16 protein-coding genes are annotated in these 21,011 nt (G+C 72.2%); 11 read left to right on the forward strand and 5 right to left on the reverse strand.

Annotated elements, in window-relative coordinates; all coding sequences use genetic code 11:
* Positions 1-116: 116 nt before the first annotated feature.
* From ACZ4WQ_RS38035 to ACZ4WQ_RS38045, 3 genes are all read left to right on the forward strand, one after another.
* Positions 117-2,381, forward strand: coding sequence for an RNA degradosome polyphosphate kinase (locus ACZ4WQ_RS38035; RefSeq protein WP_398374848.1), 2,265 nt, complete (start codon positions 117-119; stop codon positions 2,379-2,381).
* A gap of 85 nt (positions 2,382-2,466) precedes the next feature.
* Positions 2,467-3,843 (forward strand): CHAD domain-containing protein, encoded by a 1,377-nt coding sequence (locus ACZ4WQ_RS38040; protein WP_468022775.1) that lies wholly within the window; start codon positions 2,467-2,469, stop codon positions 3,841-3,843.
* Between the two features lie 38 nt (positions 3,844-3,881).
* Entirely contained in the window at positions 3,882-4,355 is a 474-nt protein-coding gene (locus ACZ4WQ_RS38045) for an NUDIX hydrolase (RefSeq protein ID WP_311724529.1), read from the forward strand.
* A gap of 22 nt (positions 4,356-4,377) precedes the next feature.
* Here ACZ4WQ_RS38045 and ACZ4WQ_RS38050 read toward each other — a convergent pair whose 3' ends face one another.
* The gene (locus ACZ4WQ_RS38050; RefSeq protein WP_468022776.1) at positions 4,378-5,424 is read right to left on the reverse strand and encodes an aldo/keto reductase; all 1,047 of its coding nucleotides are present in this window, start codon (positions 5,422-5,424) and stop codon (positions 4,378-4,380) included.
* 167 nt (positions 5,425-5,591) lie between these two features.
* Here ACZ4WQ_RS38050 and ACZ4WQ_RS38055 point away from each other — a divergent pair, with 167 nt between their 5' ends.
* Positions 5,592-6,440, forward strand: coding sequence for a helix-turn-helix transcriptional regulator (locus ACZ4WQ_RS38055; RefSeq protein ID WP_468022777.1), 849 nt, complete (start codon positions 5,592-5,594; stop codon positions 6,438-6,440).
* Between the two features lie 43 nt (positions 6,441-6,483).
* Here ACZ4WQ_RS38055 and ACZ4WQ_RS38060 read toward each other — a convergent pair whose 3' ends face one another.
* Complete coding sequence (locus ACZ4WQ_RS38060) at positions 6,484-7,692, reverse strand: ROK family transcriptional regulator (protein WP_311724526.1); 1,209 nt, start codon at positions 7,690-7,692, stop codon at positions 6,484-6,486.
* 54 nt (positions 7,693-7,746) lie between these two features.
* On the opposite strand from ACZ4WQ_RS38060, the gene ACZ4WQ_RS38065 reads away from it, so the two are divergent.
* Positions 7,747-9,324 (forward strand): APC family permease, encoded by a 1,578-nt coding sequence (locus ACZ4WQ_RS38065; protein WP_468022778.1) that lies wholly within the window; start codon positions 7,747-7,749, stop codon positions 9,322-9,324.
* Here the strand turns inward: ACZ4WQ_RS38065 and ACZ4WQ_RS38070 are convergent.
* Positions 9,293-10,117: a class I SAM-dependent methyltransferase gene (locus ACZ4WQ_RS38070; protein ID WP_468022779.1), complete on the reverse strand. Its 825-nt coding sequence runs from the start codon at positions 10,115-10,117 to the stop codon at positions 9,293-9,295. The genes ACZ4WQ_RS38065 and ACZ4WQ_RS38070 overlap by 32 nt on opposite strands.
* 181 nt (positions 10,118-10,298) lie before the next feature.
* Here ACZ4WQ_RS38070 and mshA point away from each other — a divergent pair, with 181 nt between their 5' ends.
* The 5 genes from mshA (at position 10,299) to ACZ4WQ_RS38095 (ending at position 15,252) form a co-directional block, all read left to right on the forward strand.
* Positions 10,299-11,660, forward strand: coding sequence for a D-inositol-3-phosphate glycosyltransferase (gene mshA, locus ACZ4WQ_RS38075; RefSeq protein ID WP_358846065.1), 1,362 nt, complete (start codon positions 10,299-10,301; stop codon positions 11,658-11,660).
* Positions 11,653-12,195 carry a type III secretion system chaperone family protein gene (locus ACZ4WQ_RS38080; RefSeq protein WP_468022780.1) on the forward strand — a complete coding sequence of 181 codons (543 nt, stop codon included), beginning with the start codon at positions 11,653-11,655 and terminating at the stop codon, positions 12,193-12,195. The genes mshA and ACZ4WQ_RS38080 overlap by 8 nt, the downstream gene beginning before the upstream one ends.
* 171 nt (positions 12,196-12,366) lie before the next feature.
* On the forward strand, positions 12,367-12,642 hold the full coding sequence (locus ACZ4WQ_RS38085) for a hypothetical protein (protein WP_468022781.1): 276 nt from the start codon (positions 12,367-12,369) through the stop codon (positions 12,640-12,642).
* Positions 12,635-13,261, forward strand: coding sequence for an RNA polymerase sigma factor (locus tag ACZ4WQ_RS38090; protein ID WP_311724519.1), 627 nt, complete (start codon positions 12,635-12,637; stop codon positions 13,259-13,261). The genes ACZ4WQ_RS38085 and ACZ4WQ_RS38090 overlap by 8 nt, the downstream gene beginning before the upstream one ends.
* Entirely contained in the window at positions 13,258-15,252 is a 1,995-nt protein-coding gene (locus ACZ4WQ_RS38095) for a M48 family metalloprotease (RefSeq protein WP_468022782.1), read from the forward strand. The genes ACZ4WQ_RS38090 and ACZ4WQ_RS38095 overlap by 4 nt, the downstream gene beginning before the upstream one ends.
* A gap of 13 nt (positions 15,253-15,265) precedes the next feature.
* Here the strand turns inward: ACZ4WQ_RS38095 and ACZ4WQ_RS38100 are convergent, their stop codons facing one another.
* The gene (locus ACZ4WQ_RS38100) at positions 15,266-16,504 is read right to left on the reverse strand and encodes an MDR family MFS transporter (protein WP_398374830.1); all 1,239 of its coding nucleotides are present in this window, start codon (positions 16,502-16,504) and stop codon (positions 15,266-15,268) included.
* 145 nt (positions 16,505-16,649) lie between these two features.
* Between ACZ4WQ_RS38100 and ACZ4WQ_RS38105 the strand changes: the two genes are divergently transcribed.
* A complete protein-coding gene (locus ACZ4WQ_RS38105; RefSeq protein ID WP_352133527.1) occupies positions 16,650-17,411 on the forward strand; it encodes a phosphoglyceromutase in 762 nt (253 codons plus the stop codon).
* Positions 17,412-17,499: 88 nt separating this feature from the next.
* Here ACZ4WQ_RS38105 and ACZ4WQ_RS38110 read toward each other — a convergent pair whose 3' ends face one another.
* Positions 17,500-20,946: a putative Ig domain-containing protein gene (locus tag ACZ4WQ_RS38110; RefSeq protein WP_398374828.1), complete on the reverse strand. Its 3,447-nt coding sequence runs from the start codon at positions 20,944-20,946 to the stop codon at positions 17,500-17,502.
* Positions 20,947-21,011: the final 65 nt, after the last annotated feature.

Below are 21,011 nucleotides of genomic sequence, written 5' to 3' on the forward strand. Positions count from 1 at the left end.
GCGAGCATCGCTGAATGCAGCCCGCCGCGCCGACCCCCTCGAACCGGAGGCTCCGTGCCGCTTCAGCACCGTCTTCCGGGACGCCGTTCCCGCCTCCGGCGCGGAACAATGAGGACATGAACCACTCCAGCGGTCAGGCATCCGTCCACGAGCAGACTCACCCGCAGCACCAGCCTCAGCCCTCGGTCGGTTCGATCGCGGCGCACCGGCCGCATGCCGTCGCCGCGCCGCCGGTCCGGAATCTCGACCCGGACCTCGACGGCGACCTGGACTCGTACGAGGTCGACGACGCCGAGGGCGTGGAGGGCGAGGAGCAGCTGCCCCAGGGGCGGTTCCTCGACCGTGAGCGGAGCTGGCTGGCGTTCAACGAGCGGGTGCTCGAGCTCGCCGAGGACCCGAACACGCCGCTGCTGGAGCGGGCGAACTTCCTCGCGATCTTCGCGAGCAACCTGGACGAGTTCTTCATGGTGCGGGTCGCGGGGCTCAAGCGGCGCATCGCGACGGGCGTCGCGACCCGCTCCGCCTCCGGGCTACAGCCCCGCGAGGTCCTTGACCTGATCTGGAACCGGTCGCGCGAACTCATGGCCCGGCACGCGGCCTGCTTCCAGCAGGACGTCGCGCCCGCGCTCGGCGACGAGGGCGTCCATCTGATCCGCTGGCGTGATCTCACGGAGGACGAGCAGTCCCGCCTCTTCACGCTCTTCCGCCAGCAGATCTTCCCGGTCCTGACGCCGCTGGCCGTGGACCCGGCGCACCCCTTCCCGTATATCTCCGGGCTCTCCCTCAACCTCGCGGTCGTGGTGCGCAACCCGGTGAGCGGGCATGATCACTTCGCACGTGTGAAGGTTCCGCCGCTGCTCTCGCGGTTCCTGGAGGCGTCGCCGCAGCGGTACGTCCCGCTGGAGGACGTGATCGCGGCGCACCTGGAGGAGCTGTTCCCCGGCATGGAGGTGCTGGCGCACCACATGTTCCGGGTGACCCGCAACGAGGACCTGGAGGTCGAGGAGGACGACGCGGAGAACCTGCTCCAGGCCCTGGAGAAGGAGCTGCTGCGGCGTCGCTTCGGGCCCCCGGTGCGCCTGGAGGTCGAGGAGTCCATCGACCCGTACGTCCTCGACCTGCTGGTACGCGAGCTGAAGATCTCCGAGGCCGAGGTCTATCCGCTGCCGGGGCCGCTGGACCTGACCGGGCTGTTCGGGATAGCCGCGCTGGACCGGCCGGAGCTGAAGTACCCGAAGTTCGTGGCCGGGACGCACCGGGACCTCGCCGAGGTCGAGTCCGCCTCCGCGCCCGACATCTTCGCCGCGATGCGCGAGCGGGACGTGCTGCTGCACCACCCGTACGACTCCTTCTCCACCTCCGTCCAGGCCTTCCTGGAGCAGGCGGCCGCCGACCCCGACGTGCTCGCGATCAAGCAGACGCTCTACCGCACCTCCGGCAAGTCGCCGATCGTCGACGCGCTCATCGACGCCGCCGAGTCCGGCAAGCAGGTGCTGGTCCTCGTCGAGATCAAGGCCCGCTTCGACGAGCAGGCGAACATCAAGTGGGCGCGCAAGCTGGAGGAGGCCGGCTGCCATGTGGTCTACGGCCTGGTCGGGCTGAAGACCCACTGCAAGCTGTCGCTGGTGGTCCGCCAGGAAGGCGAGACGCTGCGCCGCTACTGCCACGTCGGCACCGGCAACTACCACCCGAAGACGGCCCGGCTGTACGAGGACCTGGGGCTGCTGACCGCCGACCCGAAGGTCGGCACCGACCTGTCCGACCTGTTCAACCGGTTGAGCGGCTACTCCCGGCGGGAGAACTACCAGCGGCTGCTGGTCGCCCCCAGGTCGCTGCGCGACGGGCTGATCAGCCGGATCAACCGGGAGATCACCCACCACCGGGCGGGGCGGCCCGCCTACGTGCGGATCAAGGTCAACTCGATGGTCGACGAGGCCATCGTCGACGCGCTCTACCGGGCTTCGCAGGCGGGTGTGCCGGTGGATGTGTGGGTGCGCGGCATCTGCGCGCTGCGGCCGGGGGTCCCCGGACTCTCGGAGAACATCCGGGTCCGCTCGATCCTGGGCCGGTTCCTGGAGCATTCGCGCGTCTTCGCGTTCGGGAACGGCGGGGAGCCCGAGGTGTGGCTCGGCAGCGCCGACATGATGCACCGCAATCTGGACCGGCGGATCGAGGCGCTGGTGCGGGTCACCGACCCCGCCCACCGCGCCTCACTCAACCGTCTGCTGGAGACCGGCATGTCCGACTCCACCTCCTCCTGGCACCTGGGCCCGGACGGCGAGTGGACGCGGCACGCGACGGACGCGGACGGACAGCCGCTGCGGAACGTACAGGAAATGCTCATAGACGCCCGGAGGCGACGGCGTGGTACAGCGACATGATCTGTCGTCGCCGGTCGGGGTTACGAGGGCCGGCCGGCCGCAAGGCGCTCCACCCGCCGCTGCCTTCGGCCCTGGGGGGTACGACATGACGGACGGTGTGATGGGGGCCGAGGCAGCGGCTGGGCCGGCGGTCGGGCCTGCGGTCGGACCCGCGCTCGCGGCGGCGACGGCGGGCGATGTGCTGTCGTGGTACTTGAACGCCCAGGCCGGGGACTTTCTGCGCAGCCTGCGGCAGCAGCGGGAGAGCGGGGTGGACGCCGAGGAGGCGGCCGAGGCCGCCCGGCTGCTGCGCCGCTGCGCGCGGCGGATCAGCGGCACGCTGTGGGTCTACCGCCCGCTCGCCGACACGGCCTGGGCCGATCACCTCCGCTCCGAGCTGGTGTGGCTGTCCGCCACGCTGGCCCTGGAGCACGCCTACGCGGCGCGCCTGAACCGGCTGCGCGGCGCGCTGCACCGGCTCTCGGGCGCGGGCGCCCCGGCGGATGAGGCGATGGACGGGCTGGGGGACGCGGCGGGGGATGCGCGGGCAGATGCGGGGGCGGGGGACGCGGCGGCGCAGCGCTCGCCCCGCGCGGCCCGGCGCAGCGTCTCCCTGACGGCCGACGCCCCGCAGGACCCGCCGCCGGACGCGGGCGGTGACGCCGTACGGGACATGGCTCAGCCCCCGGCCGCCGCGGCACCGGCGCAGCGCGAGGCCGGGACGACGACTGCGGCCGGGCAGCGCGGCGGCGGGGGGAAGCAGCAGCCGGGCGGCGGCGCGGACGAGGCCAGGGGCGGGGCGCTGACGGTCGGGGCCGCGCGGGCCGGGGCCCTTCTGGAGCGCCAGCTCACCCTCGCGCGGACCCGCGCGCACACCGCGGCCCTCCAGGCTCTCGGCTCCTCCCGCTTCCACGCGGTGGCCGACGCCGTCGCGCTGCTGGCCTCCGAGGTCCCCCTCGACGCGGCCGCCGCGACCCGTCCCGCCGAGCTGTCGCTGCCCCCGCTCGCGGAGCTGGCGCACCGGCGGCTGGTGGAGGCGGCCGAGACGCTGCCGCTGGGCCGGGCCGGGCATCCGTACAACGCGGAGGCGCTGGTCCACGGCCTCGCCGCCACCCCGGCCGCCGATGCCCCGCCCGCCAGCGAGCGGCAGGACGCGCCCTGGCACCAGGTGCGGCAGCTGGTGCGGTTGCGGCGCTACGCGCTGGAGGTGCTCGACGCGGGGCAGCGGCCGGAGGGCACCGGGCCGGTGGACGCCGACCCCTCGCTGTCCGTACGGCTGCTGGCCGCCGGGCAGGCCCTCGAACGGCACCGGGACGCGTCCGAGGCGGCGGCCGCCGCGGCCGCCGCGGCGCGGACGCCCAGGATCGCCCCCGCCACCGCCTACGCCCTCGGCGTGCTGCACGCCGACCAACGACACGAGGTCGAGGCCGCCCGCTTCGCCTTCGGGCGGATCTGGCACCGGCTGGTGGTCTCGGCGTCCTGACGGACCGAGCTGGACAGGCTGGACAGGGAGGTCGGCGCATGGTTGAGAACTCGGTGATCCGCGCGGCGGGGTGCGTCCTGTGGCGGCGTTCCCCGCGCGACGGTCGGCCGGAGATCGCGCTCGTCCACAGACCGCGCTACGACGACTGGTCGCACCCGAAAGGCAAGCTCAAGCCGGGCGAGGAGCCGCTGGATGGCGCGCTGCGCGAGGTGCTGGAGGAGACCGGCGTGGTCTGCGTCCCGGGGGCCGCGCTGCCCACCGTGCGCTACCTGGCCAAGGGCCGCCCCAAGGAGGTCGATTACTGGGCGGCGGAGGCGGCTGGGGTGGCTGAGGCGGCGGATGGTGCGGCCGACGCGGCGTTCGTACCCAACGACGAGGTCGACCTGCTCGCATGGCTCCCCCCGGACGCGGCCCGTGAGCGGCTGACACATGACCACGACCGGGTGCTGGTCGATGCCTTCCTGGACACGCTGCGCTCACGGACGGCTCCCCGCCCCGGCGGGGCGGAGTGAAAGGTCCGGGTGGGCCGGTCCCTCAGGCCGCCCCCGCCCCCGGCCGCCGCCGACGCCGCGCCTTGTCGGCCAGCGCCGGCGGCACGTAGTAGCTGTCGGCCCGGTTCAGGTCCGTGCCGGGCGGCACGATCTCGTCGATGCGGTCGAGGACGTCCTCGCCCAGCTCCGCGTCCGCCCCCGCGAGCAGGTCCTCCAGCTGCTCCATCGTGCGCGGCCCGATGATCACCGAGGTGATGGCCGGGTGGGACCGTACGAACGCGATGGCCAGGTGTGGCAGCGAGAGCCCGGCGTCGGAGGCCAGCTCGGCGAGCTCGCTGACGGCCTCCAGCTTGCGCGCGTTCTCCGGCAGCGAGGGGTCGAACTTGTGCTTCTCGATGGCCGCCCGGCCGCCGGTCAGGTCGATGTCGGAGGCCTTGGTGTAGCGGCCGGACAGCCAGCCCGCGGAGAGCGGGCCCCAGGTCAGGACGCCCATCCCGTACTTCTGGGCGGTCGGCAGCACCGCCGCCTCCACCGAGCGGGCCAGGATCGAGTACGGCGGCTGCTCGCTGCGGAAGCGGACATGGCCGCCCCGCTCGGAGGCCCACTGGGCCTCCACGATCTGTTCCGCCGGGAAGGTGGAGGAGCCCACGGCCCGCACCTTGCCCGCCCGGACCAGGTCGGACAGGGCCGCGAGGGTCTCGTCGATGTCGGTCGTCGGGTCGGGCCGGTGGATCTGGTACAGGTCGATGTAGTCGGTGCCGAGACGGCGCAGGCTGTTCTCGATCTCGCGGACGATCCAGCGCCGCGAGTTGCCGCTGTGGTTCTCGTCCGGCCCCATCGAGCTGTGGACCTTGGTCGCCAGGACGACCTCCTCGCGGCGCCCCTTGAGCGCCTTGCCGACGACGACCTCCGACTCGCCGGAGGAGTAGACGTCGGCGGTGTCGACGAAGTTGATGCCGGCGTCCAGCGCGCGGTGGATGATCCGCACCGAGTCGTCGTGGTCCTGGTTGGCCCAGCTCCCGAACATCATCGCGCCGAGGGCGTATTCGCTGACCGAGATGCCGGTGCCGCCGAGAATTCTGCGCTTCATGGGATTCCGCCTCACGTGGATGGGTTCGCTGGATGCGTTCGCCTTATGCGTTGGCTTCGGTGACAGCCTTCAGCCCGTGCCGTAGAGGGACCAGGCCCGGTTCAACCTGGGTCCGGCAGAACCACCTGGATGGGTGCCTTCCGGGTACCCGCGCGGATAATGGAGCGATGGGCGATGCCGAACCGGAGATCAAGGCGTTCCTGAGAGTGCGGCGCGCGGCGCTCGACCCCGCGGAGCTGGGGCTGCCCGACGGGGTCGTACGGCGCCGGGTGCGGGGGCTGCGCCGTGAGGAGGTCGCGCAGCTCGCGGGGATCAGCGTCGATTACTACACGCGCATCGAGCAGGGCCGCGCCCCGACTGTGTCCGACTCGGTGGTGGACGGCCTGGCCCGGGCGCTGCGGCTGACGCCGCCCGAGCACACATATCTGCGCAACATCACGCTGCCCGGGCGGCACGGCCGGACGCTGGACGCCGGTCCCCGGCCGCGCGTGCGGCCCGAGGTCCGGCTGCTGCTGGACGCCATGGACGAGGCCGTGCCCGCGTTCGTGTTCGGGCCTGGCGGGGACATCCTCGCCTGGAATCTGCTGGGCGGCCGGGTCTCCTTCGACTACGCCGCGCTCCCGGAGCGGGAGCGCAACTCCTCCCTGCTGGTCTTCCTCCACCCGGACGCCAAGGCCCTGCACCCGGAGTGGGACAAGGTCGCCGACGAGACGGTGGCGAGCCTGCGGGCGGAGGTCGGGCGCCACCCCGACAGCCTCCGGGTGTGCCAGGTCGTCCATGAGCTGCTGGACCGGAGTGAGGAGTTCCGGCAGCGGTGGGAGACCCAGACGGTGCAGGAGCGGACCAGCGGTACGAAGCGGATCTGGCACCCGGTGGTGGGGGACCTGGAGGTGACGTACGAGGCCTTCGTACTGCCCTCGGACCCCGGCCAGGTGCTCTGCACCTACGCGGTGCGGAAGGGGTCCCCGACGGCCGAGGCGCTGCGGGCGCTGGCCCGCGCGGTGCCGGTGGGGTAGGCGCGGCGAGTAGGGCAGTGGGGTAGCGGGACGGCTCCTCGCGCTACTCGCCGCCCTCCCGGGTGCGGGTGAACACCCGCTCCCGGGCCGCCTCAAGACCCGTCGCCACCGCGCCCAGCAGCACCGCGTCCTCCCCGAGCGCGCTCGCCGCCACCTTCGGCCGCAGCGGCCCGATCCGCTGGAGGGTCGGCTCCACCGTCCGCAGCAGCAGGTCCGCGCTGTGGCCGACGCCGCCGCCGAGCACCACCAAGTCCGGGTCGAGCACGGCCGCGACGGCCGCGACCACGTGGGCCAGCCGCTCGGCCTCCTGCCGTACGGCCTCCAGCGCGGGCGCCACGCCGTCCCGTGCCGCGTCGAAGACGGCCTTGGCGGTCAGCGGCTCGGACCTGGTCCCTGACATGCCGAGCTCCCGGGCGGCCCGTACGACCGCCTCGGCCGCGACGGCGCCCTCAAGCCCCTGCCGTTCCGGAGCGCTGTCGGGGCCGCCCACCCGGGGCAGCAGCGGCAGGAAGCCGATCTCCCCGGCGGCCCCGTGCGCGCCGGTGAACAGCCGCCCGTCGGCGACCACGCCCATGCCCAGGCCGGTGCCGACCAGCACGTAGACGAAGAGCCTGCTGCCCTTCCCCGCGCCGAAGGTGTACTCGCCGAGCGCCGCCAGGTTCGCGTCGTTGTGCACCGACAGGGGCGTGCCCAACTCCTCGCGCATCCGGTCCAGCAGGCCCGCGCGCCCCCACCCCGGCAGGTTTCCGGCGTAGCGCACCCGCCGCCGCTCGGGGTCGTACACGCCGGGTACGCCGACGACGGCGTGCGCGACCAGGGCCGGGTCCACCCCGGCGTCCGCGACGACCCGGTGGGCCGCGGCGACGGTGAGGTCCGCCATGGCGGCGGCGCTGCGGCCGCGGTTGCGCACCTCGGCGCGCGCGACGACGGTGCCGTCCAGGTCGGCGGCGGCCACGCGCAGCCAGGCCCGTCCGATGTCCAGCCCGAGGACGTAGCCGGCGGTCGGGTCCGGCTCGTACAGCACGGCGACCCTGCCCCGCTCCGGCGGCGCCTGCCGGCCCGCCTCGCGTACAAGACCGGCCTCTTCGAGGGCGCCCAGCGCGCTGGAGACCGTCGGTTTGGACAGGCCCGTGTCGCGGGCGAGCTGGGCCCGGGAGGCGGGGCCCTCGGCGCGTAGCCGGGCCAGCAGCAGGCGCTCGTTGTTGCTGCGCAGCCGCTGTCGGTTCCAGGGCTGTTCCGACCCTTGACTCATCAAGTAAGGCTCCTTAACTTAATCACACTCGCACGGCGAGCCAGGGAGGTCCAGATGGCTGGAGGACCAGCGCTGAGCAAGACCCCGCCGGGCGGGGGGAGCGGCGGGGGCGGCGGAGACGGCGGGGGTGGCTTCGTCCGCCGTATCGGGCTGTTCCAGGCCACGGCCATCAACATGAGCCAGATGTGCGGCATCGGCCCGTTCGTGACCATCCCGCTCATGGTCGACGCCTTCGGCGGGCCGCAGGCCGTCATCGGGTTTCTCGCGGGCGCGGTGCTGGCGCTGGCGGACGGGCTGATCTGGGCCGAGCTGGGCGCCTCGCTGCCGGGGGCCGGGGGCAGCTATGTCTATCTGCGCCAGGCCTTCCAGTACCGCAGCGGCAAGCTGATGCCGTTTCTGTTCGTCTGGACGGCGATGCTGTTCATTCCGCTGATCATGTCCACCGGCGTGGTCGGTCTTGTGCAGTACCTCGGGTATCTGTGGAGCGGCATGACGCAGACGCAGGGCGACCTGGTCGGGCTCGGCGTCATCGTCCTCGTCGTGGCGCTGCTGTGGCGCGGCGTGGAGCACATCGCCAAGATCACCGCCGTGATGTGGGGCGTGATGATCTGCTCGGTGGTGCTGGTGATCGCCGCGGCGCTCAGCGACTTCGACGCGGACAAGGCCTTCACCTACCCCGCGCACGCCTTCGACCTGGGGTCCGGAGCGTTCTGGACCGGCTTCGCGGCGGGGCTGACCATCGGCATCTACGACTACCTCGGCTACAACACCGCCGCGTACATGGGCGCCGAGATCAAGGACCCCGGCCGCACCCTGCCGCGCGCGATCGTCGCCTCGATCCTCGGCATCATGGGCATCTACCTGCTGCTCCAGATCGGCACCCTCGGCGTCGTCGACTGGCATCAGATGCTCGATCCGAATTCGGTGGCGTCCAAGTCCGTCGCGTCCGCGGTCCTGGAGGAGACCTGGGGGAAGGGCGCGGCCGATGTCGTCACGGTCCTCATCCTGGTCACGGCCTTCGCGTCCGTCTTCGCTGGGCTGCTCGGCGGCTCCCGCGTCCCGTACGACGCCGCCCGCGAGCGCGTCTTCTTCCGCCCGTACGGCACGCTCCATCCGCGCCATCGGTTCCCCGTGCTGGGCCTGGCCACGATGGGCGTGGTCACCGCCGTCGGCTTCCTCATCGGCCGCCACACCGACCTGGCCACGCTCATCCAGCTGCTCACCACCGTGATGGTGATCGTGCAGGCGCTGGCGCAGATCCTCGCCCTGACGGTGCTGCGCCGTCGCCAGCCGTCGCTGCGGCGCCCGTACCGGATGTGGCTGTATCCGGTGCCGAGCCTGGTCGCGCTGGTCGGCTGGCTGGTGATCTACGGGTACGCGGACAAGAACTCGCCCGGGCGCCACCCCGTCGAATGGTCGCTGGCGTGGGTCGCGGCGGGGTGCGTGGCGTTCGTGCTCTGGGCGCGGTTCGAGAAGGTGTGGCCGTTCGGGCCCAAGGAGATCAGCGAGGAGTATCTGGGCGGAGGCGCCCAGGGAGCGGGCGCGGGTACGGGGGCGGCGCCGGGCACGGGGCCGGGCACGGGGCCGGGCACAGGCGGGGTCACGAGCGTGGCGCCAGAGCCTCCCAGCTGACGGTCACCTCGCCCTGGCGCCAGCGCCGCGGGCCGTCCACGAGCGGCCAGCCCGCGGCGCGCAGCGCCTCGGCGCTGCGTATCCAGCGCTGGCGCGCGCTCAGCGCGGCGTACGGGGCGGCGGCCGCCCAGACGCGGTCGAAGTCGCGCAGGAAGGCATGCACCGGCTCGCCCGGCACATTGCGGTGGATGAGCGCCTTCGGCAGCCGTTCGGCCAGGTCGGACGGGCGGTCCAGGGAGCCGAGCCGCGCCGCGAAGGTCACGGTGCGCGGGCCGCGCGGGGTGAGGGCGACCCACACATGCCGCCGCCCTATCTCGTCGCAGGTCCCCTCCACCAGCAGCCCGCCCGGCGCCAGCCGTGCGCACAGCCGCCGCCATACGTCCGCGACCTCGCCCTCGTCGTACTGCCGCAGCACATTGGCCGCCCGGATCAGCGCGGGCCGCGCGCCGTCCGGCAGCGGCACCTCGAACCCGCCGTGCGCGAAGTCCAGCCCCTCCCGGCGGTAGGGGCGGGCGGCGGCGACGCGGTCCGGGTCGATCTCGACCCCCACGACCCGGGCGTCCGGTCGCACCGTACGCAGCCTGACCAGCAGCTCGACGGCGGTCCACGGCGCGGCCCCGTACCCCAGGTCGACGGCGACGGGCGCCTCGGCGCGGCGCAGCGCGGGGCCGTGGGCGGCGGCGATCCACCGGTCCATGCGGCGCAGCCGGTTGGGGTTGGTGGTCCCCCGGGTCGCCGACCCGATGGGCCGGCCCGGCGGCGGGGAGGGCTGCGGGGGGACGCGGACAGACATGCGCCGAGCCTAAGCGCCGCAGTATCCAGCCCCAGAACCCCCGCCCCCCGGAGCATCTGCCCCTCAGAACGTCACGCTTTGGCAAAGCGGAAATGGGAACGAGAGGTTCCGGTGTTGTGGGGTTGGCAGGGCACGTCCGGATTCCGCTACCCGAGTCAGCCCCGGCAAGGAGGATCGCGCGGTGAGCCAGCCTATTTCCCGGCTCGGCGGCTTGCGAGGCCGTTCGCACGGAGTTCTCGGCAAGCCGCACCATCAGCGCCTGAGACGCGTCGGGCGCCGGCCACGCCGGATCGCGATGCTCAGCGTGCACACCTCGCCGCTGCACCAGCCCGGCACCGGTGACGCGGGGGGCATGAACGTTTACATCGTGGAGCTCGCCAAGCGGCTGGCCGCCATCGACATCGAGGTGGAGATCTTCACCCGCGCCACCACCGGCACACTCCCGCCCACCGTCGAGCTCGCGCCAGGCGTGCTCGTACGGCATGTGGACGCGGGGCCGTACGAGGGACTGGCCAAGGAGGACCTCCCGGCCCAGCTGTGCGCGTTCACCCACGGGGTCATGGGGGCCTGGGCGGGGCACCGCCCCGGGTACTACGACCTCGTCCACTCCCACTACTGGCTCTCCGGCCACGTCGGCTGGCTGGCCGCCGAGCGCTGGCGGGTGCCGCTCGTCCACGCCATGCACACCATGGCCAAGGTCAAGAACGCCGCCCTCGCGGAGGGGGACACCCCGGAGCCCGCCGCCCGGGTCATCGGCGAGGAGCAGATCGTCGGGGCCGCCGACCGGCTCATAGCCAACACCGCCGAGGAGGCGGCCGAGCTGGTGCGCCACTACGGAGCGGACCCCGAGCTGGTCGCCGTCGTCCACCCCGGGGTCAACCTCGAACGCTTCCGGCCCGCCGACGGCCGCGCCGCCGCCCGCGCCCGCCTGGGCCTGCCGCCCGACGCGCTGATACCCCTGTTCGCCGGGCGCATCCAGCCGCTGAAGGCGCCCGACATCCTGCTGCACGCGGTGGCCCGCCTGCTGGACGAGGACCCGCGCCTGCGCGAGCGGCTCGTCGTCCCGGTGGTCGGCGGGCCGAGCGGCAGCGGGCTGGCGAAGCCGGAGGAGCTGCACAAGCTCGCGGCCCGGCTCGGCGTCAGCGACGTGGTCCGCTTCCGGCCGCCCTGCGCGCAGGACGAGCTGGCGGACTGGTACCGGGCGGCGTCCGTGCTGGTCATGCCCTCCTACAGCGAGTCGTTCGGGCTGGTGGCGGTCGAGGCGCAGGCCTGTGGCACACCGGTGGTCGCCGCCGAGGTGGGCGGCCTGCCCGTGGCCGTACGGGACGGGCGCAGCGGCATCCTGGTGTCCGGCCACGACCCCGCCGACTACGCCCGGGCGCTGCGCCGCCTCGCCGACGACCCCGGTCTGCTGAAACGTTTGGGCACCGGCGCCGCCCACCATGCCGAGCGCTTCGGCTGGGACAGGGCCGCCGCGGCGACGGCGGACGTCTACGCGGAGGCGATGCGCGGGTACCGTCGCCTACGATCGGTGCATGGGTGACGCCGAGGCCAGGAACGACACCAGGAACCAGACCGGGAACCAGGCCGGGAACGAAGCCGCCAGGGCCGTGATCGAGCGGACGCTGCGCGATGCCGAGCTGGAGTGGGAGACCCCGGCCGACGGCACGTACGTCGTCACGCTGCCCGGCACCCGCAAGCTGTCCACGACCTGTTCGCTGCGCCTGGGCCGCCACTCGTTGTCGGTCAACGCCTTCGTCGTCCGCCGCCCGGACGAGAACCACGAGGCCGTGCACCGCTGGCTGCTGGAGCGCAACACCCGCCTGTACGGGGTGAGTTACGCGATCGACCAGCTCGGTGACATCTATCTGGTGGGGCGGCTGCCGCTGGCGGCGGTCACGCCGGATGAGCTGGACCGGGTGCTCGGCACGGTGCTGGAGAACGCCGACGGCAGCTTCAACACGCTGCTGGAGATGGGATTCGCGAGCGCGATCCGCAAGGAGTACGCGTGGCGTACGGCGCGTGGCGAGTCCACGCGGAACCTGGCGGCGTTCGCCCATCTGACCCGCGAGGCCTGAGCGCGGCACCCGGCCGTCCCCCCCCGCACACCCTCACCCCCCCCCGCGACCTGCGCTGACAAGTCGCCCAGAATTTCTGGCGATTCGCCGTAAAGAATTCCGGCCGTCGAGGTCTCTTCCTGGTGAACCGGTCGCCGACCGGGAAGCGTCAAGGGAGACAAGACGGTGTTCATGGACAATCCGTGGCTGATGATGACAACGGTCGTGACAATGGGGGTGCTGCGGCTGATAGGGGATGTCATCCGCTGGCTGGCGGCGCGCTCGGGCGAACGGGTCCGCGCGCGCATGCTGGTCGAGTTGATGACCAGGTCGGGGCCGGGCACCGTGCTCACCGATCACCGTGCGGACGGCGCGGCGCTGACCGTCCGCTCCGGCTCGTCCGGCTCGTCCGGCTCCTCCCCTGAACCGGCCGTCGGCGCCCCGGGGAGAGGGGCCGGGCATGAGTGAGGCGGTCGAAGGGACCACGGCCGACGAGGGGTTCGAGGAGTTCGAGGAGTTCTACGCCCGCACCTACCCCTGGCTCGCCGCCCGCGCGGTGATGCTCAGCGGCAATCGGCAGAACGCCGAGGACGCCGTCCAGGAGGCGTTCATCGAGGCGATGCGCCGCTGGCCGACGGTGCGGGCGTGCGCCTCACCGGAGGGCTGGGTCGCGACCACCATGCGCCGCAAGCTCTCGCGCGACGGCCGGCGCTGGTGGTTCCGGTGGAAGCCGACCGAGCTCACCGTGCCGGCCGCCACCGGCGCCACCGTGGAGGAGACCGCGGAGGCGCTGGCCGCGCTGCGCGCGCTCGGCATGCTGCCGCCGCGCCAGCGCCAGGTGGTCGTGATGCACTCCCTGGAGGGCATGAGCTACGCGGAGATCGGCGCCGCACTCGGCATCAGCGCGGGGAGCGTCGGCAGCAATCTGCACAAGGCCCGCGCCCGGCTCAGCCTGCTGCTCGACGTCTCCCCGGAGCTCGGCCGGCCCGGCGACTCCCTGGTCCCCGGCGTACGGACGGACCCGCTGTCCACGGCGCTGCGCGGCGCCGCCGAGTGGCTGCTGGACGGCTTGCGGGGGCGCAGATGATCGCCACCGCGCTCGCCGCCGCCATTGCCGCCGCCCGTGCCGTGCTGGCCCTGGCGCTGCTGGTCGTCTTCTACGCCCTGGTCGCGCTGCTGGTGCTGGTGTGGCTGGCGTTCCTGGTGCTGGGGTTATGGAGCGCCGGGGCGCCGGAGAGCCAGGCGCCGCCGACCTCGGTCATCCTGGCGTGCGCCGCCTTCGCGCCGATCGTGTGGGGCATGGTGTGGGCGGTGGTGCGTACCGCGCGGCCCGCCGCGCCGCCGGAGGACACGGTGTGGGTGAGCCGGCGCAGGACCCCGGCGCTGTGGGCGGCCGTCGATGAGCTGGCCGGGAGCGTGGGCACCGCCCCGCCGGACGCCATCCGGCTGACCGCCGAGGTCAACGCCTCGGTCACCGAGCACGCCTCGTTCCTCGGGCTGCTGCCCGGCCGCCGCACCCTCTACCTCGGCCTGCCCCTGCTGGCGGGGCTGCCGCCCGCCGAGCTGCGCGCGGTGCTCGCGCACGAACTGGGCCACTTCTCCCGCCGCCACGGCCGCTTCGGCACCCTCGCCCACCGCGGCACGGCCGGGCTGGCCGCGGCCTGTGACGCGGTCCGGAGCGCGGCGGCCGCCAACGACCTGGTGCGGCTGTACGCGGGCGGCCCGCTGCTGCTGCTCCGCGGCTATACGCGCGTCTTCCGCCTGCTCACCCGGCCGGTCCGGCGGCGGCAGGAGATCGAGGCCGACCGCGAGGCCGCCCGGGTGGCCGGGGCGCGGACCGTCGCCGACGCCCTGCGCTCCGCTGCCGCGCTGGAACAGGCCTGGCTGGAGTTCGGCGCGGGCTTCCTCACCCCCGTACGCCGGGCCGAGGGGCGCGTACCGGACGATCCGTTCCGCGCCTTCGCCCACATGGTGGAGGCCCCCGAGCTGCGCGAGCCGTTCGCCGCGCTCCGGGCGCGGGCCGCCGAGCGGCCCGCCGACCGCGACGACCCGCACCCCGACCTGGCCACCCGCCTCTCCCGCCTGGCCCGCCTCCCCGACCGGCCCGCCGGGGGCGGCGTCGGCGTCGGCGTCGCCGAGCCGCTCGACGTTCCGTCGGGGTACGCGGTGGAACTGGGCCGCACGCTGTACCCCGGCCTGGGAACAGCTCGGACGATGCCGTGGCGGGAGTGGCTCGGGCTGCTGGCCGAGCACCGGGCGACGCGGCTGCTGACGCCGCTGGCGGAGGCGGTCCGTACGGTCGAGAAGGCCGCGGGGATCAGCGGATCGTCCGGGCTGACCATCCACCAGGTCCTGCGCCTGCTCGACAGCGGACGGCGGATGCCGCTCGCCCGCGCCCTGGGCGGCCGTGTGCCGGACGTCGAGAGCCCGGCCGGGCGGGATCCGCTGGGCTTGCTCTCTCAGGCGCTGTACGTGCTGATCGGGGCGCAGCTGGTCGCGCGGGGAAGCGCGCACTGGACGATGAACTGGACCGGCCCGGGCACCCTCGTGCCGCCCGAGGGCCTCGCGCCCGGGACGATCCGGGACTGGGCCGACACCGCCGTACGCGAGCCGGGCCAGACCCAGCGCCTCGCCCTGTACCTGGCCGCGCTGGGCGTGAACGAGCGGGCGCCGCTGCCGGGGGTGGCGGGGGACGCGGCGCGGGAGCCGGTGAAGAAGGCGGCCATCAGCATCGCCCCCGGCGTGGACGAGCCCGCCCGGCGGCGTATCTCCGGCATCCGGGTGCTGGCGCTCACCGTGCTGCTGGGGCTGACGGGCGTGTCCTGGCTGCTGTGGGCCGACCGCGAGGAGCGGCCGTCCCCGAGGCCGGCGTGGCAGCCGGTGACCCCGACCGCCACCTACGATCCGGTGCCAGGCGGTACCGGCCTGCCCGGGGAGATGCCGGGCGGAGCCTCGGGCGGAATCTCTGGTGGCATCCCGACCCGCTTGCTGCCCACGGGCCCGATCTGGACACCCGGGCTGTCGCTGCGGCCGAGCTTCGACCTCGAGTCGCTGGTGCCCAGGCGCCACACCCCGTGACCCGCCCGGCGCCTCAGCCGGCCGGGATTGCCCGCATCAGTACCGCGTACCCGGCCGCGGCCAGCGTTCCCGTCACCGCGCACGCCGCCCAGAGCACATCCGCCCCGTAGTGGTCGATCACCGTCCCGCCCGCGAGCGGGGCGACGAGCGCCGCGAGCGACCAGGAGAGCACATAGACGCCCTGGTAGCGGCCGCGCCCGTGGGTCGGGGAGAGCCGGGCCACGAGCCCCATCTGGATCGGGGTGTTGATGATCTCGCCGATGGTCCAGACGCACACGGTCAGGGCGTACATCCCGACGGACCCGGCGAAGGCGGTGAGCCCGAAGCCGTAGCCGATCAGCAGCGCGGCGCCGACCAACAGCCGGGTGGGCTCGCGGTGCTCGATGAACCGGGTGACCGGGATCTGCAGGGCCACGATCAGCACCCCGTTCGCGGCGACCGCCAGCCCGAAGTCCGAGCTGGACAGGCCGCTCGCGCCCATCGCCACGGGCAGCCCCACGAAACCCTGCTGGATGATCGTCGCGATCAGGAACGACAGCGCCACCACGGCCATGAACCCGCGGTCGCGTAGCACGGCCCCGAGCCCGGCCTCCGGCTCGTCCACCGCCGGCCCCATCGCCCCGTCCTCCCCGTCCTCCCGCACCGGGCGGGACTCCGGCAGCTTGACGAAGACGACGACGGCGCACAGCAGCGTCATGATCGCCTCGCCCAGGAACAGCGCCAGATAGCCGTGCTCGGCGATCAGCCCGGCCACGGTCGCGGAGAACGCGAAGCCGAGGTTGACGGCCCAGTAGTTGAGCGAGAAGGCGCGGATCCGGTCTTCGGGGGCGACGATGTCGGCCATCATGGCCTGCACCGCGGGCCGCGACCCGTTGTACGCCATGCCGACGAGGAAGGCGACGGCGGCGATCGCGGCCGGATCCTGGACGAAGCCGAGCACGGCGACGCTGACCGCCGTGGCGCTCTGCGAGATGAGCAGCGTGGGACGCCGCCCCAGCCGGTCCGTCATGACCCCGGCACCCACCGCCGACACCGCCCCGCCCAGCCCGTGCAGCGCGCCGACCAGACCGGCGTACGTGGCCGAGTAGCCGCGGTCCACGGTCAGGTACATGGCCAGAAACGGAGCGACGAAGCCGCCCAGCCGGTTCACCAGCGTGGAGGTCCACAGCCACCAGAACGCCCGCGGCAGCCCCGAGACGCTCTCCCTCGCTGCCTGCCTCATCCGGGCGACGGACGGTACGGCGACGGACATCGGGCGACCCCCAGTGCGCGGGATGTAAGTGGCGCAAGTGCTAGCCGCAAATTACCGACCGCGTCCCCCGTGCGCCACCGGATTGACCGGGTGTGTCAATCGGGGCGTTCATGCGGGTCAAGTAGGGTCAAGTAGGCTCGACGGCATGGCCGACGCACCGTACAAGCTGATCCTCCTCCGCCACGGCGAGAGCGAGTGGAACGCGAAGAACCTGTTCACCGGCTGGGTGGACGTCAATCTCAACGAGAAGGGTGAGAAGGAGGCAGTCCGCGGCGGTGAGCTGCTCAAGGACGCCGGCCTGCTCCCCGACGTGCTCCACACCTCCCTCCAGAAGCGCGCCATCCGCACCGCGCAGCTCGCCCTGGAGGCCGCCGACCGCCACTGGATCCCGGTCCACCGCTCCTGGCGGCTCAACGAGCGCCACTACGGAGCGCTCCAGGGCAAGGACAAGGCCCAGACGCTCGCCGAGTTCGGCGAGGAGCAGTTCATGCTCTGGCGCCGCTCGTACGACACCCCGCCGCCGCCGATCGAGGCCGACTCCGAGTGGTCGCAGGCCGACGACCCGCGCTACGCGACCATCCCGCCGGAGCTGCGGCCGCGCACCGAGTGCCTCAAGGACGTCGTCGAGCGCATGCTCCCGTACTGGTACGACGGCATCGTCCCGGACCTGCTGGCCGGCCGTACGGTCCTGATCGCCGCGCACGGCAACTCGCTGCGCGCGCTGGTCAAGCACCTCGACGGCGTCTCCGACGCCGACATCGCGGGCCTGAACATCCCCACCGGCATCCCGCTCTCCTACGAGCTCGACGCCGACTTCCGCCCCCTCAACCCGGGCGGCACCTACCTCGACCCGGAGGCCGCGAAGGCCGCCATCGAGGCGGTCAAGAACCAGGGCAAGAAGAAGTAAGCCGACGCTCGTAGGCCCCCTACCCGCGGTTTCTCCGCGAGTAGGGGGCTTACTGCTGGGCCGGGGCCGAGCGTCCGCGGCCCTGGGGTTACTGGGACGAGGAGTCGAACCGTAGTAGCTGGACCTCGGCGAGGTTGGTGTTGCCGCCGTGCCCGTCGTAGACGCGCAGCATCGGGATCACGGTCCGCTGAGGCAGCTTGAAGGTGTACCACTGCTGGTCACTGGTCATGCCCGTGATGGTCAGGAAGGTCGTCCAGGTTTTCCCGCCGTCGGTGGAGCCCTGTAGCACCGTGCCGTTGGCCCGGTCCGGGTACTTCGCGCGGGGGCGGATCATCACGGCGTCGGCTGCCAGGGAGGAGCCGTCGGTCGGTTTGACGGTCACCCAGCCGTTCGAGGTGGTGGTATCGGTGTAGGTGGCGATGTCGCTGTCGAACATCCGCCATCCGTTGGCTGCCGTGGTGCCGCTGCCCGGCCATTGCGGGGTGGACGCGTCGACCCAGGCCTGGTCGATCCGGTCGGACACGATGTGGGTGTTCCACAGTTGGAGCGACGACCCGTCGGTGGTATGGAAGACCGTCGAGCCGATTTCGTCGTCGGCCGTTGTGTAGTCGGCCGTGAAGCGCAGTGCGCGGCCGAAGTCCACGTCTTCCGGCAACACCACCGTGGCGCGCCAGTGCTCACTGTCGGTGCTGGTGACGTGCGCGTCGGTGTCCTCGATGCGCACGTTCACCTTGGCCAGTGGATCCGTGGTCACCAGGTCGAGGGTCACCTTGTCGCCGTTGACGGCCCGTGCCGGGTCGTCATTGCTGGAGGAGAGCGTCGCCGACTTGACGGCCTGCGCTGTTTCGATCCGGGAACCGTGGATCCGGAATTCGCCGAAGGAGGAGATCCCGGGGTAGCTCGGGTCGGTGGGCACGCCCGGGTCGTCGACCTGGACCTTGAGGAAGCGGAACGCCTTGTCTTGGACCTTGGAGAGAACCGGGATGGTCTCCATCTTGAAGTCCGGGGTCGTGTTCGTGGTCTCTCGTGAGGTCAGCAGGGTCCAGGTGGAGCCGTCGTTCGACCCGTAGACGTTGGCGCCCTGGGAGCGGTTGCCGAAGTTGTACCGGGCCTGTAGCCCGAACGCGTCGGCCCGCACCCGGAACCCGGTTCCGAAGTCCAGCGTGAACGGAGCCTTCAGATCGCCGGAGAAGGTGTTGATGTCACTGTCGGTCATGTTCCAGACATTGGGTGCGGACAGGGACGAGGTCACCAGCGGCGGGTAACTCAGGGTGCCGTCGGCGAGCTTCGGATTGAGCAGTTGCAGCGCTTTCACCGCGTCCTGCACGGTGACCAGCCCGGCCAGGAAGGTGCTGTCATCGGCCGTGTCGATCGTGGCCTTGACGGAGGACACCGCGTCCTCGAATCCCTGGAGGGGCTCGCGGACGTACGTCGCCTTGGGATCGAACCCGTCCTGTGCGGCGGTGAGCGCGCCCGCCCGGTCCGGTGCGACCACCAGGTCGAGCTTCAGGACGGTGTCGGTCTTGCCGTCGGAGGCGACGACGGACGCGTGGACGTCACCTGTCCGGGAGCTGGTGGGTGTCCAGCTGAACGCTCCGGTGGTGCTGTCGAGCGTGGCGCCCTCGGGAAGACCGGAAGCCTCGTAGGTGAGGGTCTCGTCGCCCGAGTCGGTCGCGGCGAGCGACCGCTTGAGCGGCGCCCCGGCCACACCGACCAGTGTGGTCCGCTGCCCCTGCGGGAAGGTCGGCGGGGTGAGCTGGGCCTTGGCCTGGAGGTTGACGCTGTCGATGTCGACGTTCACGTCCGAGGCGCCGACGACCGTGTAGTACGCCAGGTTGTCGCCCGCGGTGCTCCCGTGAAGGATGCCGAGGTCCATGTCGTACGTGACGTAACGCCACTTGCCGTGGGTGTCGGGCAGGCTCACCGTGTGGTACGGCTTCAGCGACATGTCCTTGCGGATCTCCAGGGTCGCCGGGCCGTTGGTGCGGATCAGCACCCCCACAGGGCTGTATCCGTTACGGCTGTCGTACATCAGGGTGCGGACCGCGATGGTGGCGCCCTTCTTCGACGCCCGCATCCGGACCATGTCGCGTCCGTCCTCCTCGCGGACCCCGGAGCGGCCGTCGAGGGGAATGCTGCGGTGCGCCATCCGCACCAGGGGTTTTTCCTGCTTCGGACGGGTCTGCCCGGCCACCTTCTCGGGCAGCGACAGCCAGTAGTCCGGGTTGTAGTCGGGGTTGCTGTTCCAGAAGTTGTACGCCCCTGTGCCCCAGAAGAACTCGGGGCCGTCGGCCTGCTCCTTCACCTTCGCGAGGTTGGGGGCCGCTTCCTTGACGTCGACCCCGAACTCGTACCGGTAGATGTTGTAGAGCTCGTCGATGGGTTGGAACACGCGTCCCCGGTAGGCCTCGGAGAGCTTGCCGGGACCGCCCGTGGTGTCGATCCAAGGGACGGTCTTGCCCGTCATGTACGCGTACCAGGCGTCCGCTCCCGCGAGAAGCCGGTCGTTGCCGAACCGGAACGGGGACACGGCGTTCGGCTTGGTGGACACGGTGCCGGCGACCGGGTCCAGCCGGGTTTTCTGCACCGTGAGCATGCGCGAGATCTCCGTCGCGATGTCGATGCCGTCCCATGCGTGCGCCTGGTCGCGGCCCATCTCCTGGTGCTGTACGAACGAGTAGCCGTAAGTGTTCAGCGGGTCGTCCGCGCTGATCACGCGGAGCAGGGAGTTCAGGGCCCCGTTGGTGTGGCGGTTCGGGTTGGACTTGTTGACCGAGAACCACTCGACAGCCTGCTCGTAGCCGGCCCGGTTGTCGGTGAACACGTAGCCGGCCAGCTCACCGACGATCGGGTACAACTGCTGGTTCATGAAGAAGGTGTTGCCGTAGAGCAAGGTCTTGATGACGGGCGTCACGAGGTTCTTGGTCAGGTTCGTGGTGTCCGCGTCGGTCCAGGTGGTGTCGTAGCCGTCGGAGCCGGGATTCACGCTGGAGTAGCGGAAGATCTCGGCCGCGGCGAGCATGCGCATCAACGGGACGCCGGCGTGGATGTGGTCGTCCGGATACGGCGCGACCTTGTCCGGGTCCATGTGGGACCACGTCCGGATGATGTGCATACCGTTCGCGCGGTAGACGGGGTCACCCGTGATGAAGTACTCGATCGCCTGGGTGTAGGCACCGAAGGCATCCTCGATGAACCTGGACTCGATGCCCTGCGAGTTGAACGCGTCCGACTTCGGGGTGTCGACCCCCGATCCACCGTTGACGGGGGTGAGGGTGCGTGACGCGTACTTGGTGCCGTGCATGGACGCGTAGTAGGAGGCCCACGGCTCCACGCCGTCCAGCACCTGCCGACGGGCCAGCCGCAGGCTCGACGCGCTCACCGCGATACCGGGGTGGACGAACCCGTCGCTGCTCGTGACCTCCTTCAGCGTGACGGCGGGGAATTCGCCGGCCGCCGGATCGGAGGTCGTCGCCGCTGCCGCGGAGGACGCCGGAACAAAGGTCGCGAGCAGAGCACATACCACGGTGGCCATCGCCCACCACCGCGTATGTCTGAGCCTCATCCCTGGTTCTTTCCACATACAACTCTCCATGGGGT

The organism is Streptomyces sp. NPDC028305, from assembly GCF_055569495.1.

Excerpts from the sequence above, each read along its gene's own strand:
- ACZ4WQ_RS38035 (WP_398374848.1), top strand. The coding sequence starts at position 117 with ATGAACCACTCCAGCGGTCAGGCATCCGTCCACGAGCAGACTCACCCG.
- ACZ4WQ_RS38040 (WP_468022775.1), top strand. The coding sequence starts at position 2,467 with ATGACGGACGGTGTGATGGGGGCCGAGGCAGCGGCTGGGCCGGCGGTC.
- ACZ4WQ_RS38045 (WP_311724529.1), top strand. The coding sequence starts at position 3,882 with ATGGTTGAGAACTCGGTGATCCGCGCGGCGGGGTGCGTCCTGTGGCGG.
- ACZ4WQ_RS38050 (WP_468022776.1), bottom strand. The coding sequence starts at position 5,424 with ATGAAGCGCAGAATTCTCGGCGGCACCGGCATCTCGGTCAGCGAATAC.
- ACZ4WQ_RS38055 (WP_468022777.1), top strand. The coding sequence starts at position 5,592 with ATGGGCGATGCCGAACCGGAGATCAAGGCGTTCCTGAGAGTGCGGCGC.
- ACZ4WQ_RS38060 (WP_311724526.1), bottom strand. The coding sequence starts at position 7,692 with ATGAGTCAAGGGTCGGAACAGCCCTGGAACCGACAGCGGCTGCGCAGC.
- ACZ4WQ_RS38065 (WP_468022778.1), top strand. The coding sequence starts at position 7,747 with ATGGCTGGAGGACCAGCGCTGAGCAAGACCCCGCCGGGCGGGGGGAGC.
- ACZ4WQ_RS38070 (WP_468022779.1), bottom strand. The coding sequence starts at position 10,117 with ATGTCTGTCCGCGTCCCCCCGCAGCCCTCCCCGCCGCCGGGCCGGCCC.
- ACZ4WQ_RS38080 (WP_468022780.1), top strand. The coding sequence starts at position 11,653 with ATGGGTGACGCCGAGGCCAGGAACGACACCAGGAACCAGACCGGGAAC.
- ACZ4WQ_RS38085 (WP_468022781.1), top strand. The coding sequence starts at position 12,367 with ATGGACAATCCGTGGCTGATGATGACAACGGTCGTGACAATGGGGGTG.
- ACZ4WQ_RS38090 (WP_311724519.1), top strand. The coding sequence starts at position 12,635 with ATGAGTGAGGCGGTCGAAGGGACCACGGCCGACGAGGGGTTCGAGGAG.
- ACZ4WQ_RS38095 (WP_468022782.1), top strand. The coding sequence starts at position 13,258 with ATGATCGCCACCGCGCTCGCCGCCGCCATTGCCGCCGCCCGTGCCGTG.
- ACZ4WQ_RS38100 (WP_398374830.1), bottom strand. The coding sequence starts at position 16,504 with ATGTCCGTCGCCGTACCGTCCGTCGCCCGGATGAGGCAGGCAGCGAGG.
- ACZ4WQ_RS38105 (WP_352133527.1), top strand. The coding sequence starts at position 16,650 with ATGGCCGACGCACCGTACAAGCTGATCCTCCTCCGCCACGGCGAGAGC.
- ACZ4WQ_RS38110 (WP_398374828.1), bottom strand. The coding sequence starts at position 20,946 with ATGGCCACCGTGGTATGTGCTCTGCTCGCGACCTTTGTTCCGGCGTCC.